The organism is Acetobacteraceae bacterium (assembly GCA_004843345.1).
Classification (GTDB): domain Bacteria; phylum Pseudomonadota; class Alphaproteobacteria; order Acetobacterales; family Acetobacteraceae.
Genome location: CP039460.1, coordinates 1 through 16,850 on the forward strand (window position 1 = coordinate 1; position 16,850 = coordinate 16,850).

Here is a 16,850-nt window from a genome sequence, read left to right on the forward strand (position 1 = left end):
AATAAAGCGCGTTTTTTTATTCTATTAGGATTTGATTAAGATAATGTCATCTTTCTCTTATTCATAAATGCTTCTTTTGAGGGTAGAAAAAAGGTGACAGTTAGTGATGCCCCGATCTCAAAATCTCTAATTTTGGCTTGGGATCGGGTGAAGCTTCAGCTTCAACAATATCTGAAAAAGAGAGGGGTTGCCGGGGACGCTGAATTTCATAATTTTGTCCGCCCTATTTCTCTATTTTCTGTAAAAGATAATGAAGTTTCTTTAAGTCTTCCCAATGCTTTCATGCGTGATCGGGTGAAAGAGCGTTATGGTGATTTTCTGCTTCAACTTTGGAGGCAGGAGACAGAGCAGGAAATTGTGGAGATTGACTTCATTGTTGATGCTGAAAAAGAGGAATTAACTTCTCAGGCCAGCTCTCCAGGGAATGCTATTGTAGAAAAGGCAGGTCATTTTCTTTCTTCAAATTTATTAGAATCTCAAGAGAATTCTATCAAAGAAAGCTCTTTAAATTCTCATTTTTTATTTGAAAATTTTATTGTAGATAAACCGAATGAATTTGCGCATGCATGCGCAAAGCGTGTTGCAGAACATCCGAATTCAAATGGTCTTAATCCGCTCGTTCTGCATGGAGGGGTTGGTTTAGGAAAGACGCATCTCATGCAGGCTATTGGAAACGCTGTTTTTAGAGAAAGCACTAAAACTGTAAAATACATGACGGCCGATACCTTTATGTATCAATTTACGAATAGCACACGTTTTGGTCGTCAGAATGATTTTAAAGAAGAACTTATCTCTGTAGATCTTCTTATGATTGATGATGTTCAGTTTTTAATTGGAAAAGAAAGAACGCAAGAAGAGTTTTTTAATATTTTTAACGCATTAATTTCGGCAGGAAAACAAATTGTTTTAACAACGGACAAAAGCCCTCACAACTTAACAAATTTTGAGGATCGCGTGCGTAGTCGTTTGGCTTCAGGAATGATAGCTGCATTGTATGAAACGACTTATGAGTTACGATTATCTATTCTTCAAGCAAAGGAGGAAGAAGCAGAGATTGTTTTTTCAGAAAAAGTTTTGGAATTCCTTGCACACACAATTACAACAAATGTAAGAGAGCTTGAAGGGGCGTTTAACCGTCTTATGGCACATGCCACTTTGATGAATCGTCCAATAACATTGGAAGCAGCACAAGATATTTTAAAGGATATGTTGCGGGCTCATGAAAGAATTATTGGTGTTGACGAGATTAAGAAGATAGTCTGTGATGAGTGGAATGTTCGTCTTGCCCAAATGAACGGGAAGCAGAGATCTAATAAAATTGCACGTCCTAGGCAGGTTGCAATGTATTTATCTAAAATATTAACGCGTCATAGCTTGCCAGAAATTGGCAAGAAATTTGAAAGAGATCATACGACCGTTATGCATGCAATCACTCGGATAGAGCAAGAGATGGAAAAAGATCCTGATTTTGCAGAAAAAGTCGAGCAAGTACAGAAAATGTTAAAGTCGGGACCTTCTAAGATTTAAAACCTTTATCTCTTTAATGATAAGAGATTATTTGTTACTCATTACTAATAATAATTTTTTCAGGGATTTTCCTATGAAGTTTTCCGTTCAGTGTGATCCATTACAAAAAGCTTTGTCTCACATACAAGGTGTTGCAGAAAAGCGGAATACTATTCCTATCCTAGCGAATGTCTTGCTTGATTATAAGGATAATAAGCTTTCTCTCGCTGCTACGGATATGGAAATTGAGATGTTAGAATCCGTTCCAGCTACTGGCGAGGGAGAGGGTAAGGTTACGGTTCCTGCCGCTACATTATTTGAGATTATTAGAAAGCTTCCTGTTGATTCTGTTGAATTTATGCAAGCTCGGGAAGATGGCCCGCTAAAAATTTGTGCTGGGAGTTACGAAGCAACTTTAAATTCTTTGTCTGCTGAAGATTTTCCTTCGATACATACAGATAAGTTTCCTCACTATTTCGAGATATTAGGTAAAGATTTACGTGTTTTGTTAGACAGGACTCGTTTTGCAATGTCTACCGAAGAAACACGTTATTACTTGAATGGTATCTATCTACATCCTTTGAATGGAAAATTAAGAGCAGTTGCAACAGATGGACATCGTTTAGCATTGACCGAGATCCCTTTGCCAAAAGGGGCTGAAAAAATGGAGGGTATTATCGTCCCTAGAAAAACGGTTAATGAACTCAGAAAGCTTTTAGGCAATTCGGAAGATGTTGTAAAAGTTGGTGTTTCTGACAGTCGTATTGAATTTCTCGTGGATAATGCTGTTTTAGGCTCTAAATTAATTGATGGTTCTTTCCCCCCTTATGAGCGTGTTATCCCAAAGGGAAACACGCGCTTGCTATGTGTTGATAAGGTGAAATTAACAACGGGAGTTGCTCTTGTTTCTGCATTAAGTCAAGAAAGATCTCGACCTGTCAAATTTGTTCTTTCCGAAGATAAAGTAATGCTTTCTGCTTTGAGTCCTGATCGAGGAGATTCACGTGAGGAATTGATTGGAGATGGCATTTCCTACAAAGGGGAAGATATGGAAATTGGCTTTCAAGCACGTTATCTAACAGATGTTGCTGAACAGATTGATGGTTCATTGGAATTCTCTTTAGCAGACAACGCTTCTCCAGCACTTATTAGGGATCCTGATATTGAGAATTCATTGTTTGTTTTGATGCCTCTAAGAGTTTGATACTTATTGAATATTCACTCTCTTCGTTTTGAAAATTTTAGAAACTATCCTCGTATGGAGGTAGATTTAGAGTCTCCTATAGTTGTTTTATCTGGTCCAAATGGCGCCGGAAAAACTAATTTTTTAGAGGCTATTAGTTTTCTATCGCCAGGACGAGGGTTAAGGTTTCTTTCAGCGTCTGGAATAAATGTTAGAAATAATGAGGGTTGGTCCGTTTGGGCAAATCTTTCTTTTGCCGGAGAGCCCTATACACTCTCTACAGGAATTCCTTCTGGTAAAACGCATCGAGTGTTTTTTTTAGATGGAGAGCCATTAAACTCCAGTGAAAAAGCTAGTCTTTTTTTTACATGTTTGTGGACAACGCCACATATGGAACGGTTGTTCTCCTCTGGCGCCTCGGCTAGGCGTAAATTTTTAGATTCATTAATTCTCGCAGAACAAAGGACTTACTCCCGAGAATTATTGTCTCTTGAGAGAATGTTAACTTCCCGTAATAAAATTTTAGCAGAAACTCCGTCTGAGCTAGCATGGCTCGAGGGGGTTGAAGATTCTATTGCGCGACATACTGTTTCTATTTCGGCTATTCGTAAAAATTTTCTTGAGCGCATTAAAATTTATTTGAATATTTTTACAAATATGCCTCTCCTTAACTTGGGAGTGAATTGTTGGGTAGCTGAACAATTAGAAAATTATTCAGCCTTAGAGGTGGAGGATATGCTGCGTGAGAAATTATCTTTATCTCGACAAAGAGACCAAGAGTTAAAAAAAACTTCTTGGGGAGCTCATAAAACAGATTTTATTGTTTTTTACGGCAACAAGGCTCAAAGTGCTGACATGTGCAGTAGCGGAGAGCAGAAAATGATTCTCCTAACTTTAATTCTAGCTCAAGCAGAAAATCTTAAAAGACGCACAGGAATGATTCCAACGCTTTTGCTGGATGAGCCTCTCGTACATTTAGATACACGAAATAAAAATATTTTTTTGAAAAATATTCAAGATTTAAATCTTCCTACTTTTTTAACTGGAACAGATCATATTGATTTTTCTGAGTTAAAGGAAAGTGCCGATTTTTTAAGTATAAATTCTGGAGAAATCTCTTTTAAATGATGCTTTTTACTGGCTCAGACTTAAAGCTTTCTTTATAATGAAAGAAGAATAACAATACGTCTATTTTTTCTCGATTATTACTTTTAGGCTATTTAGCTTTATGAATGACATGTCTCATACTCCAATTGTTGGAGAGACCGATTACGATGCAGCTTCTATCTCCGTTTTGAAAGGCTTGGATGCCGTCAGAAAGCGTCCAGGAATGTATATTGGAGATACAGATGACGGTTCTGGGCTTCATCATATGGCTTTTGAGATTATTGATAATGCAATTGATGAGGCTCAGGCAGGTTTTGCTTCGAAATGTCATGTTAAAGTAAATCCAGATGGCTCAATTACAGTAAGAGATAATGGACGTGGAATCCCGACGGATATCCATCCGGAAGAAGGCATTAGCGCAGTTGAGCTTGTCCTGACAAAACTTCATGCTGGGGGAAAATTCAATCATAATTCTTACAAAGTTTCTGGTGGGTTACACGGAGTTGGTGCGGCTGTTGTTAACGCACTTTCAGAACGAATGGATGTTCGAGTTTGGAGAAATGCAAAAGAGTTTAAGATTTCATTTCGGGATAGTGAGCGGCAAGCGCCTCTCGAAGAGGTAGGTTCTTCGAGAGAGGAAAATGGAACAAAAATTACATTTTGGCCGAGTGCTGAAATTTTTTCTTTTGTTGAATTTGATATTAAAATTTTAGAAAAACGTTTGAGAGAGTTAGCCTTTTTAAACTCTGGCCTAGAGATTATTTTACAGGATTGTCGTCCTGGGCAAGAGGCTCATTGGGATTTTTTATATGCAGGTGGTTTAAGTGCTTTTGTTGATTGGCTGAATAGTTCACGCAAGCAAATCATTTCCCCAGCAATTTCAGGTGAATTGAATCATGACGAGAGTGGTATTCGTGTCGAATTCGCTCTGAGTTGGAATGAGACATATCATGAAACGATGCTTTGTTTCACAAATAATATCCCTCAAAAAGATGGTGGGACGCATTTAGCTGGATTTAGGCAGGCTTTAACCAGATCTCTAGGAAAGTATGCAGAATCCCTTTCTAAAAAAGATACTTTGGGATTAACAGCTGAAGATATGAGGGAGGGGCTGACTGGTGTTTTGTCAGTTAAAGTGCCTGATCCAAAATTTTCATCTCAAACAAAAGAGAAGCTGGTCTCCTCTGAAGTTCAACAGCCTGTACATTCTGTTGTTGCCGATCATTTATCACATTGGCTAGAGACGCATCCAAAGGAAGCTAAAGTTATTGTTGAAAAGGCAACTGCTGCTGCCAGAGGGCGTGAGGCTGCGAGAAAAGCGAGAGAGTTGACGCGAAGAAAAGGCGTTTTGGATGTTTCTTCTCTTCCAGGGAAATTGGCAGATTGTCAGGAAAGAGATGCTTCTCAGGCTGAAATATTTTTGGTTGAGGGAGATTCGGCTGGAGGAACCGCAAAGCAGGGTCGAGACAGACGTACACAGGCTATTTTGCCATTAAGAGGTAAGATACTGAATGTAGAACGCGCCCGTTTTGATCGAATGCTGGGGTCGGCTGAGATTGGGACACTGATTACGGCTCTCGGCGCTGGAATTGGGCAATCTCAGATTGATTCCAATGGATTAAATATGGATAAGCTACGTTATCATAAAGTCGTTATTATGACAGATGCTGACGTGGATGGTTCACATATTAGAACTTTATTATTAACTTTCTTCTTTAGACAGATGCCAGAATTGATTGAGGAAGGTTATCTTTATGTCGCTCAACCGCCTCTGTATAGAGCGAAAAGAGGTCAGGAAGAAAAATACTTAAAAGATGAAACGGCTCTTGATAAATATCTCTTGGATCGTGCTGTTCGTGGAATCACCCTAGTTTCAGAGAATGGAACAGAATGGTCTGATGATACGCTCTTAGAATTAGCAGAACAATTTTTAAAAATATCTGAAGATTTTAAATCTTTATCTTTAATAACGAATACGCCGGTAGATCTTTTGGAAGCGGCTGCGATTTCCGGTATTTTGTCTCAGGATTCTTCTGTCCGAGAGGCTCATTTAGAACCGTTTAAAAAACGTCTTTCCTCGTTAGGAGAAGGGTGGAGTTCAGCGGTTACAGAGTTTGGTCTTGTGTGTAATTATTCTTACCGAGGAACGAATGAAAAGTGGATTATAGAGCAAAATGTTCTTGCGACGCCCGAGGCGCGTCGTATTTCAGCGAATCATAATCGTATCAAGGATCTCTTTTCTGCACCATTGATCTTAAAGCAAGAAAAGTTAGAGACCAATATTTTTGGTCCAGCTTCTCTACTAAATGTGCTTTTGGCGCAAGGGAAAAAAGGACTTACAATTAATCGTTTCAAAGGTCTTGGAGAAATGAATGATGAACAGCTATGGGAAACAACATTAAATCCCGAGACAAGAACCCTGTTGCGCGTTAAAATTGATGATATGGAAGAGGCATCTCAAGTCTTTTCTACTTTGATGGGGGATATCGTTGATCCTCGTCGAGAGTTCATTATGGATAACGCCTTAAAAGTATCCAATTTAGATATTTAATTTGAGGAGGAGTTGGTGTGGCTAAAGTTGGTGTAATTCTTGCTGCAGGGCGTGGATCACGGATGAAATCCAAATATCCAAAAGCAATGCAGCCTTTAGCTGGACAACCAATGATCTCCAGATTAAGAGACCAAGCCTTAGAGGTTTTTGACCGTTTGGTTCTCATACTTGCTCCCGGTATGGAGGATGTTTCTAATCTTTTGCCAGAGGCAGATATTGTTATTCAGGCCATTCCTAAAGGGACAGGAGATGCCGCAAAGGTATCTACCTCGTGTTGGGATGATGAAGATGAGGTTGCATTTTTATATGCAGATAATCCTCTTTTAACTGCAGGAACAATGAAAAATCTTTTGCAGGAACGTTCAAAGAAAAAGGCTTCTCTTTCTTTGCTGACAATGGATTTGAAAGATCCAAAGCAGTATGGAAGAGTTATTTTGAATGATTCTGGGCATGTCATTAAAATTATTGAGTTTTCCGAAGCAACAGTAGAAGAAAAACAGGCAACACTTTGTAATGCAGGTGTTATCTCAGGGATCGGAAAGGACTTACGAAAGTGGTTGAGTTTGTTGCCTTTTCATCAAGAGGCAGGAGAGTTCTATTTAACGGATCTTATCTCTATGGCCGCTCTTCAAGGGGAGGTTGTCTATGTCCTTGGAGACGAAGAAGAACTCATGGGAATTAATGATCGTAAAGATTTAGCCGTCGCAGAAAAGATTATTCAAAAGGAACTTCGGATTGCAGCAATGTCACAGGGTGTAACGCTTCAAGATCCTGACACCGTATGGCTTTCTGCTGACACTTCTTTTGGAACAGACGTGATTTTAGAGCCGAATGTTTATATCGGAAAGTCTGTTATACTAGGAGATGGCGTTCGAATTAAAGCTTTTAGCTATATAGAAAATGCCCATATTGGTCTTGATTCTTCAGTTGGTCCATTTTCTCGTTTAAGAGGAGGCGTTCATTGTACTGAGGATGTCCATATAGGAAATTTTGTTGAGCTGAAAAATGCACAATTGAAAAAAGGTGTGAAAGTTGGGCATCTTTCTTATTTAGGAGATAGTGAAGTTGGTGAGGCAACCAATATTGGTGCTGGGACAGTAAGCTGTAATTTTGACGGTAAGAATAAATTTAAAACCTATATTGGCGAGAATGCCTTTATAGGCTCGAATTCAGCTCTTGTTGCACCAGTACAAATTGGAAATAAGTCCGTTGTGGCAGCTGGATCAACCATTACTGAACTCGTTCCTGATGAAACTTTAGCTTTTGGGCGCGCTCGTCAAGTAAATAACAAAAAAGCAGCTCAAAGATGGTGGCAAAAGTTTACCAAAACTGCAAAAACAAACGAAAGTAAAGAACAGTAATATGTGTGGAATCTGTGCTATTATAGGAAACGGCAATGTTGTTCCTGATCTGATCGAAGGCTTAAGACGTCTCGAATATAGAGGTTATGATTCTGCTGGTGTGGCAGTTATTAACTCCGAAAAAAAAATTCAGGTATGTAAAGCAGCTGGAAAATTAAAAATATTAGAGGAAAAGCTTAAAAAAACAGAACTTTCAGGCAGTACTGGCATTGGGCATACAAGATGGGCGACGCATGGCGCTCCCGTTTGCAAGAATGCGCATCCTCATCACGTCGGTGAAGTCGCTGTTGTGCATAATGGTATCATTGAGAACTTTCAGAAACTTAGAAAGTCTCTTCAATCAAAAGGGAGAGAGTTTCACACCGATACTGATACCGAGGTCATTGCCCATCTTATTGATTCTCTTGTTAAAAGTGGTCTTAAGCCATTAGAAGCGGTACAAAGTGCGCTAAAAGAACTCGAAGGTGCTTATGCTCTTTCGATTATTTTTGACAATTATCCAGACATGATCATTGGAGCACGGCATGGGGCGCCATTAGTGGTTGGTAAATCAAATAATGGCGTTGTCTCTCTGGGGTCTGACAGTTTGGCTCTTGTCGGGATTGCGGAGGATCTTTCTTATCTCGAAGATGGTGATGTCGTTCTTTTAGAGAAAAAAAAGATAACGATTTTTGATAAAAACAATGAGCAATCTCTTAGAAAAATCGTAAAAAATAAGCAAACAGATCTTCAGACAGGAAAAGCCGGTTATAAGCATTACATGGAAAAAGAGATCTATGAACATGCTTCCGCTATTGCACGAACAGATGAACTTTTTCATAAAACATCTGTGTTGAAGGATTTTCATGTTAAACCTAAGGATCTCAAACGTTTAATTATTTCAGCATGTGGATCTGCTTATTATGCAGGCCTTGTCGGAAAATATTGGCTAGAAGAGATAGCAAATCTTCCAACTGAAATTGATGTTGCATCTGAGTTAAGATATAGAAATATCTGTAAATCTTCTTCAGAAGATCTTGCTATTCTAATTTCCCAATCAGGGGAGACTGCAGACACTCTCGCTGCTTTGAGACACTTAAAAAGTTTGGGGTATCCAACTCTTGGTGTTCTTAATTCTCGTTACTCTACGATGGAAAGAGAGAGCCAGCATACCGTTTTAACTCAGGGCGGACCTGAAATTTCAGTTGCATCAACTAAGGCTTTTACAGCTCAACTAACCGTCTTGGCGAATTTAGCGATTAAACTTGCATTAGAACGAGGCAGTATTAGCCAAGAAAAAGCAAACCATTTACACGAAGCTCTTGCTCAAGTCCCCGCTCAAGTGATGCAGATTTTATCACAACTTGTTTCGAGTATTGAGAAGATGGCTAAAATTATTTCTCAAGCCCAAGATGTTCTATTTTTAGGGCGTAATATTTGCATGCCAATTGCAGAAGAGGGAGCTCTAAAGCTCAAAGAAATTACTTACATTCATGCCGAAGCCTATCCTGCAGGAGAATTAAAACATGGACCAATTAGTTTGATTGACTCAAAAATGCCTGTAGTTGCCTTGGCACCATCTGGAATTTTGTTTGAAAAAACGCTTTCAAATCTCCAAGAAGTAAAGGCAAGAGGGGGAAAATTACTTGTCTTTACGGATGAATTAGGTAAAGAAAAAGTATCGGCCGTGAGTGATATCGTCGGTGTTCTTCCAGCGTCAGATGCATTTGTTGTTCCGCTACTTTATACGATTCCTCTGCACATGCTAAGTTACAAAACGGCTTTATTAAAAGGAACAGATGTAGATCAGCCTCGAAATTTAGCAAAATCTGTAACCGTAGAATAGTTAGAATGGACACAAGTAGATTTGATCCTATTCGTTCTCATTGGATCAGTCGTATTACCGTTAGGGGGCGATAATGGATATAGAATTGGCGCCAATTCTTTTAACGCTAGCCTTCTTACTGATTGTTATTTCTTTTGTTCAGCCGGTCGCTAAAAAATTAGAAATTTCTGAAACCGTTCTTCTGGCTATTTTGGGAATCGCTTTAGGCAGCGCTTCTTTAGCTATCATAAATTCTCTTGGATTTGAGCTTCTAGAAACACCAGCTGAGATGCTGATTAATTTTCCAATTAATAGTGAGGGCTTTCTTCTCATCTTTTTGCCAGTTCTTGTTTTTCAGGGAGCCATGGCAATTGACGTAAGAAGTTTAGCACATGAGACTGCAACCGTTTTACTTTTGGCTGTAGTGGCCGTAGCAGTATCAACTTTGACAATTGGATTGGCAATTTATCCTTTTGCAGGTGAAAGTCTTGTTATTTGCTTCCTTCTTGGAAGTATTGTTGCGACGACAGATCCTTCTGCTGTGGCCGGCATTTTTAGAGAAGTTGGCGCCGCATCCCGTTTAGGGCGATTAGTTGAGGGAGAAGCTCTATTTAATGATGCGGCGGCCATTGCCATTTTTTCTATTTTAATTGCGTCTCTGGTGGCACACCAAGAAATTCATTTTAATGAAGCTGTTTTTGATTTTTTAAAAGAATTTATTGGCGCAACGGTTGTTGGCGCTGCGCTCGGACTAGCTATTTTAGGCTTTGTCGGCCGTCTTGGAACTTTTCCAGCGGCAGAGGCAAGTTTAACATTAGCTTTGCCATATATTTCATATATTGTTTGTGAAAATATGCTGGGTTTTTCTGGTGTTGTGGGAAGTGTCGCTTCTGGCTTAATTATGTCTGCTTATGGCCCTTCCACATTTCGTCCAAAAGTTTGGAAGTTTTTAGAAGAGTTGTGGGGACAACTTGCTTTTTGGGCGGGTTCGCTCATTTTCCTTTTAGCCTCTATGTTTGTTCCAAGGCTAATGATGGGAATGACAAAATGGGACTGGGCATTGATTCTTGTTGCCAGCATTGCTGGTCTCATTGCTAGGTCTATCGTTATTTTCGGATTATTTCCTATTCTTGCCCTTTCTCGTATCGCGCCAGCAGTTCCTTTTCGTTTTCAGCTAACAATGGCATGGGGAGGGCTTCGAGGTGCAATTACATTAGCTTTAGCGCTAGCTGTGGTTGAAAATAGGGACTTATCTGAGCATATAGCTCGTTTTATTGGCATTGTTGCGACGGGATTTGTCCTTGTTACACTTTTATTGAATGGAACAACTTTACGTTTTCTTGTCGTAAAGCTTGGATTGAACCAACTCTCACCGATTGATGCGGCTATGCGAAAACAAGCTATTTCGATCGGTATTGGAATTGTTGTTAAACGCGTTGAGAAAACTGCTATCGAACATGGTTTTTACGAGAATGTTAGAAGAAATATTGTTAAACAATTAGAAAGACGCCAGAAAAAAATAAATGAAAACAATAACTTCAAGACAGCGTTAGATAATCGTGATCAAGTCACTGTTGCCTTGATGACAATCGCAAGCCAAGAAAAAACAATTTTATTAGATTTTTTTAAAATTCCAGGTTTAACAAGAGGACCAGTAATTCAAGACTTGCTCCGTTCAGTAGAAGCTATGATTGATGGTTCCAAGTTAGATGGACGTTTAGGATATATTCTTGCTAGACGGAAACGTTTAAAGCCAACATTTCGTCTGAAATTTGCACAATTTTTACATCGTCATTTTAGAATTGATCGTCCTTTAATGAATTGCATGCGTGATCTGTTCGAAATGTTATTGATTGCGCATTTAGTTTCAACATCACTTTTAAAATTTGTTGAAGAGCGTATGAAAACAGCTCTTGGGATTCATATCACTGATATTGTTACAGAAATTCTTATTGGACAGGCAAAATCAATTGATGATGCTTTAAAAACGCTAAGACGCCATTATCCTGGGTATGCTGAAATGTTAGAAGGGCGCATTCTAAGACAAATTTCCCTATATTTTGAAAGTGAGGAATACGCTACACTTGCAAATGAGAATTTGATTTCTCCGGAGCTCCATCGCGAATTAAATCGTTCGATAGATGCAAACCATCAGCGTCTAGAAAAACAGGCTATAGGAGGATTTGACCTAAGAGATGGTATCGCTGAACGCTTAGCTCAATTCCCAATTTTTTCAGGTGTTTCAGCAAAGACTCTTGAAAAGCTTGGAAAAGAAGCATCAATTCAATTTGTTTCTCCAGGAACAGTTCTCTTGACAAGGGATCAGAAGGTAAGAAGTGTCTTTCCAATTCTTTCTGGTGTTGCTGAATATCATCAAGCTGGTATAGATCGAAAATTAGAGCCAGGTGATATTATTGGCGCAGACTGCTTTATCGATAAACGTAAGTGTTTAGCGGCCGTGAGAATTATAAAATACTCACATCTTTTGGTTATTTCCTCGCGTAAATTCAAAAAGTTTCTTGAAGAAAACCCACAAGTGAAGGTGCGTCTTGAGAGGGCTAATAAAGATAGAGAAGAGTTGAGTTAATTGAGGGCTCTTTATTTTAAACGATAAAGAGCCCATTTTTTAAAGGTTTTTTTCTTGGGGTAATAAGTTTTTGCAGTAAATTGCTATAAAAATTAATCCTAAAAGCCCTATAAATGAAAAGCCACTATGGAGTAACCAGAAGGTTGAAGCATCTATAGTCTCAATCAAACTAGCAAGTTTTCCAACAAGAATATTGCATAAGCAAATATGTAACCAAAAAACAGAAATCATAATTGTTGTAATTTTGGCAGGCGCTAACCTCGAGACTAATGAAAGTCCTATCATTGTACTCATAGCAAAACCAAAATCATTAATTGTATGAAAGAGAACGCCCCACCACAAACTTACTTGATGTGGATTAGGATATTTAAAACTTGCATAAGCCAGAATAAGAGGGCCTAAACAAGCAATAAAAGTACCAATAAGAATTTTTCCCATATCACCAACAGGCTTATTATGTTTGTCGTAAAATTGCCAGAACCACAATACAATTACAGCAGTAACTGTTGAAATAAAGCCATCTAAAGAATAGAGATCGCTAACTTGAAATTTATACCAAAAAATTTGTATGGGCGCGTAAGCTTCTTTAGCCCATATTAAATAACCATCATTTAACTCCATATTTGGTAAGGAGCAAACGGCAAATAAAAGCGTGATGAAAAGAATTAAAGTAATATGCTTCTTTTCAAGCACCGTCATTTTTACTTTGCTGTTCTTAGAAAGTTTTGTCCAAGAAATTGGGGGAGATGGAGGGAAATATTTTTGTCCCTTTACATAGGTAATGCATGCAAGAAGCATACTGGCAGCGCATAAAATAAAGGCACATTTCCAACTCGTTAGTGCAATCCTTCCTGTAATGAGCGGATAGAACATAACGGCCACTTGAATACCAATCGAATAAATTTGATAGGCATCCGAACGTCGGCGATCTGTTTCAGAATATAAAGAACCAACTTGAGCTTTAAGACTACCAACAAAACCAACACCAACTAAAAAGATCAGAATGGACACTACAAACAAAGATGGTATTGCCAATAGCGCTAAGCCAAGAGATGAAAGTGCAATACCAAGAATTATTGTTAAGTTTCGACCAAGCAAATAGTCTGCAAGAAATGCACCTAATAGAGGCATCGCATAAATTATAGCGAGATAAAGCGCCATAATAGCACCAGACATCCCGACACCAATTAAACTTGGTGGATGATATAAAGCATTACTTAGCCAAAGCAAAAAATTCCCACCATAAACACTTCCAATGGTGTTGGGATCTAAAAAGACTTCCTGAATATAAAGAATAAGAATAGATTGCATGCCGTATGTCGCTGCAGCTATCCAAAATTCTGTTAGACTGGCAATCCAAAGACCAAAGGGCTGTCCCCATAAAGCTTTTTGAAGATGAGATGAAAGTTGATCAGTTGTCGCTATAGGGGAAGGATCTTCTGGTATGAGTTCTGTCATTAAAATACTACTTTAAATTTATTTGAAAATCGCATAATATATATTATGCCAAGTCAGGAGAGATATTCTCTTGAAATTCTACTTCCAAGAGATGTTAGAACTTCATGTGGCGTTATTTCACATCTTTTGGCTAATGTTAAAATATCTTGATCTTCTCCAAGTAATTCTACAAAGTCACCAATCCTAACTGAATGTTTAGCATCCGTAATATCAATGATTATAGAATCCATGGACGTCTTTCCAATTATTGGAAACGAATCTTTATGCTTTTGTAAAAAAATATCATGGTTACGATATCGAGATGATAAACAACAATCTGCGTAGCCTATACCAACAGTTGCGCTCATAGTCTTCCGATTTGCAACCCAGGAGCTTGAGTATCCAAAGGCTTTCCCTGAATCATATTCAGAAATTTGGAAAACGGGAGCTTTTATAGAAATAGCATCTTTTAGAAAGGGATTTACATTGTCTTGGCTAATATTTGCATAGAGAGAAATACCAGGCCTAACAACATCCATCAAAAATTCTTTCCCGAGAAAAATACCATCTGATGCGGCTATAGACTTGGCGATATTTGGGAAAAATGTATTTGAAAGCGCACTAAAATATTTGAGCTGTTCTTGATTTTTAGGATGAAATTTTTGATCCGCACAGGCTAAATGACTCATTATAAGAATTGGATTTATTTTTTTAAAAACTGGATTCTCTATCTCTTTGAAAGAGATGCCTAGTCGGCTCATACCAGAATCTATATGAATAGCACACGGTCTTCCCTTACCGACAGATCGCCATTCCTGCGCTTGGCATTCTGTATTTATGACGGGGATTAACTCAAGATCTGCAAGCTTTTCAGCCTCACCAGGGAGAAATCCATGCAGTACAAAAATTTTAATTTTTTTATGCGCTTGAAGTGCAATATACTCTCTTAAGGAGTACGCTTCTGAAGGTGTTGCAACAAAACAGCCCTCTATCTCATCGACCAAAGCAGATAAAACTTTTAATGCCCCTATCCCATAAGCGTTTGCTTTTAATACAGGCATACAGATTGACGGAGAGGCTATTTTTTTAAGGTAATTAAAGTTATCTCTAATTTGTTTTAGAGAAATAATGGCAACAGCATTCCCCAACGCATATCCTTTTAAACAGGGGTTTCTCATTTTTAAATTGTCTCTAGCTAAAAACTTTTCTTTATTCCTACTTTATAATATCAATTATGTTTCTAAAAGGACTTTTACACCTAAGGTATCGAAAGCGTTCCGAGCTTTTTTCCCAATGATTATAGAATAAAAGCGAATTTGTTTTGTGATTGTGCTCGAACGTAGTATTTAGGAGTGAACTATGTTGTTATTCTAACATTATTATGTTAGGAATGCTTCTCGAATAATGATGCTTTTTCAAAATATTTTTCACCATACCCCCTTATTTGCTTAAGGGGGCTTCTTGGAGCCTCGTCAACGCTTGCCTGAAGAAACTAGCCCCCTTATGAATCCTATTACATTAACACCTACCGTTTCAGGTCTTCCTCCTCTTTATGGAGAGTTTGCTACCCTTCCAGATGCTTTAGATTATGCTGCTCAAGGAAGAACTGGTTTTAATTTTTACTCTGGGCGCGGTGAACTGATTGAATCTTTGCCATATTCACAATTACGTGAAGAGGCTTTAAGGATTGCAAAAATTCTAATTTCTATTGGGATGAAGCGTGGTGATCGCCTTGCGCTAGTTGCAGAAAATGACGGCAATTTTGCGCGTATCTTTTTTGCCTGCCAATATGCAGGTATTGTTCCTGTTCCTCTGCCTTTACCAGTCGCTTTTGGTGGCAGAGAGAGTTATATTTTGACAACTAGAGGGATGATTTCCAGTTGTGAGGCAAAGGCGGTCGTCATTCCTGATATTATAGGTAGTTGGGAAGGTGAAATACTTGAAGGTTTAGATCTTCGGTTTGGTGGTTCTCCTGATAAACTTTTTGAGAATTCTCCGTCTGAAGATATTGATTTACCAAAAGTTTCCTCTGAAGATCTTTCTTATATTCAATTTTCCTCTGGAAGTACGCGCTTTCCTATGGGGGCCTCAATTACGCAGAAATCTGCGCTTGCAAATACGCATGCAATTTCTTGCTATGGTCTTGAGGGAATTACTGGAGATCGTGCCATTTCATGGCTTCCTTTGTATCATGATATGGGGTTGGTTGGGTTCTTTCTAACCCCTATTTGTTCACAGATTTCTGTGGATTTTTTACCGACACGAGAGTTTGCGCGTCGGCCGCATATTTGGTTGAAGTTGATTTCGGAAAATCGCTCTACGATTTCTTACAGTCCTTCTTTCGGATTTGATCTTTGCGCAAGACGTGGTGTTCGCGAAGAGCTGGATTTGTCAAGCTGGCGCGTCGCTGGTATTGGCGGAGACATGGTTCGTCCAGAGGTTTTGAGGGCTTTTGCGGAGACCTTTTCTGAGTGTGGCTTTGACAAGGGGGCGCTTGTCCCTAGCTATGGAATGGCTGAAACGACATTGGCTCTTACTTTTGCCCCTCTAGGCCGTGGGATGCAGACCGATATTATTGATCTGAATGAGTTGGAAAATAATAATATTGCTAAGCCTGTAAGCTCTGAAGGATGTGCGCGTAGTCGTGAATTTGTTCTGTGTGGTTACCCACTTCCTAAGCATGAGCTGCAGGTTCGGAGAGAAGATGGTCGGGTGTTACCCGAGCGTTCCGTTGGGCGAATTTTTGCACGTGGCCTAAGTGTGATGCGCGGTTATTTTAATCGTCCAGAAGAAAGTAAAGCTGTATTTGACAAAAATGGCTGGCTGGATACAGGGGATCTTGGTTATTTTCTGAATGGGCAGATTGTTATTACAGGAAGAGCAAAGGATCTTATTATTACGAATGGTCGAAATGTATGGCCACAAGATCTTGAATGGAGTGTTGAGCATGCGATTTCAGGGGTAAGATCTCGGGATGTTGCTGTGTTTTCTGTGACAACTGATTCTGGAGAGGATATTGTTACCGCAATGGTTCATTGTCGTCTTCAAGAAAAGGAAGCTCAAGAAAACTTACGCTCTGAGATTATTGCCCTCTTTCGTCGATTGCATGGTGTGGATGCGAAAGTGGTTTTGGTTCCTCCGAGAACCCTTCCGCAGACATCCTCTGGAAAGTTAAGTCGAGCGAAAGCAAAAGCTTTATTGGTTTCTAAAAAAGTTTCCGATATTTCTGAAGACAACTAGATTCACTTGTTTTTAACAACAGATTTTATCTATTTGAATAGTTGGATTTTTATTCAGCGATATAACAAAAGGCA

10 protein-coding genes are annotated in these 16,850 nt (G+C 39.0%); 8 read left to right on the forward strand and 2 right to left on the reverse strand.

Annotated features, from left to right (window positions below; translation table 11 throughout):
- Positions 1–93: 93 nt before the first annotated feature.
- The 7 genes from dnaA to FAI40_00035 all read left to right on the forward strand — a co-directional run bounded on the left by dnaA (position 94) and on the right by FAI40_00035 (position 12,099).
- Positions 94–1,527, forward strand: coding sequence for a chromosomal replication initiator protein DnaA (gene dnaA / locus FAI40_00005; protein ID QCE33852.1), 1,434 nt, complete (start codon positions 94–96; stop codon positions 1,525–1,527).
- A gap of 73 nt (positions 1,528–1,600) precedes the next feature.
- Positions 1,601–2,710, forward strand: a complete 1,110-nt coding sequence (dnaN, locus tag FAI40_00010; GenBank protein ID QCE33853.1) for a DNA polymerase III subunit beta — start codon at positions 1,601–1,603, stop codon at positions 2,708–2,710.
- A 6-nt stretch (positions 2,711–2,716) separates the two neighbouring features.
- A complete protein-coding gene (gene recF, locus FAI40_00015) occupies positions 2,717–3,817 on the forward strand; it encodes a DNA replication/repair protein RecF (GenBank protein ID QCE33854.1) in 1,101 nt (366 codons plus the stop codon).
- Between the two features lie 100 nt (positions 3,818–3,917).
- Positions 3,918–6,347 carry a DNA topoisomerase (ATP-hydrolyzing) subunit B gene (gene gyrB, locus FAI40_00020; protein QCE33855.1) on the forward strand — a complete coding sequence of 810 codons (2,430 nt, stop codon included), beginning with the start codon at positions 3,918–3,920 and terminating at the stop codon, positions 6,345–6,347.
- A 17-nt stretch (positions 6,348–6,364) separates the two neighbouring features.
- A complete protein-coding gene (gene glmU / locus FAI40_00025) occupies positions 6,365–7,708 on the forward strand; it encodes a UDP-N-acetylglucosamine diphosphorylase/glucosamine-1-phosphate N-acetyltransferase (GenBank protein QCE33856.1) in 1,344 nt (447 codons plus the stop codon).
- A 1-nt stretch (position 7,709) separates the two neighbouring features.
- On the forward strand, positions 7,710–9,533 hold the full coding sequence (gene glmS, locus FAI40_00030) for a glutamine--fructose-6-phosphate transaminase (isomerizing) (GenBank protein QCE33857.1): 1,824 nt from the start codon (positions 7,710–7,712) through the stop codon (positions 9,531–9,533).
- Positions 9,534–9,603: 70 nt separating this feature from the next.
- Positions 9,604–12,099, forward strand: a complete 2,496-nt coding sequence (locus tag FAI40_00035) for a sodium:proton antiporter (protein ID QCE33858.1) — start codon at positions 9,604–9,606, stop codon at positions 12,097–12,099.
- 39 nt (positions 12,100–12,138) lie between these two features.
- On the opposite strand, the gene FAI40_00040 is transcribed toward FAI40_00035, so the two are convergent.
- Positions 12,139–13,557, reverse strand: coding sequence for a peptide MFS transporter (locus FAI40_00040; protein ID QCE33859.1), 1,419 nt, complete (start codon positions 13,555–13,557; stop codon positions 12,139–12,141).
- A gap of 53 nt (positions 13,558–13,610) precedes the next feature.
- Positions 13,611–14,714, reverse strand: coding sequence for an alanine racemase (gene alr, locus FAI40_00045; GenBank protein QCE33860.1), 1,104 nt, complete (start codon positions 14,712–14,714; stop codon positions 13,611–13,613).
- Between the two features lie 325 nt (positions 14,715–15,039).
- Here alr and FAI40_00050 point away from each other — a divergent pair, with 325 nt between their 5' ends.
- Positions 15,040–16,776 carry a fatty acyl-AMP ligase gene (locus FAI40_00050; protein ID QCE35693.1) on the forward strand — a complete coding sequence of 579 codons (1,737 nt, stop codon included), beginning with the start codon at positions 15,040–15,042 and terminating at the stop codon, positions 16,774–16,776.
- Positions 16,777–16,850: the final 74 nt, after the last annotated feature.

What these genes read in the sequence shown, in the direction of transcription:
- glmS (QCE33857.1), top strand. Translation starts at nt 7,710, where the DNA reads ATGTGTGGAATCTGTGCTATTATAGGAAACGGCAATGTTGTTCCTGAT.
- FAI40_00050 (QCE35693.1), top strand. Translation starts at nt 15,040, where the DNA reads ATGAATCCTATTACATTAACACCTACCGTTTCAGGTCTTCCTCCTCTT.
- gyrB (QCE33855.1), top strand. Translation starts at nt 3,918, where the DNA reads ATGAATGACATGTCTCATACTCCAATTGTTGGAGAGACCGATTACGAT.
- dnaN (QCE33853.1), top strand. Translation starts at nt 1,601, where the DNA reads ATGAAGTTTTCCGTTCAGTGTGATCCATTACAAAAAGCTTTGTCTCAC.
- FAI40_00040 (QCE33859.1), bottom strand. Translation starts at nt 13,557, where the DNA reads ATGACAGAACTCATACCAGAAGATCCTTCCCCTATAGCGACAACTGAT.
- alr (QCE33860.1), bottom strand. Translation starts at nt 14,714, where the DNA reads ATGAGAAACCCCTGTTTAAAAGGATATGCGTTGGGGAATGCTGTTGCC.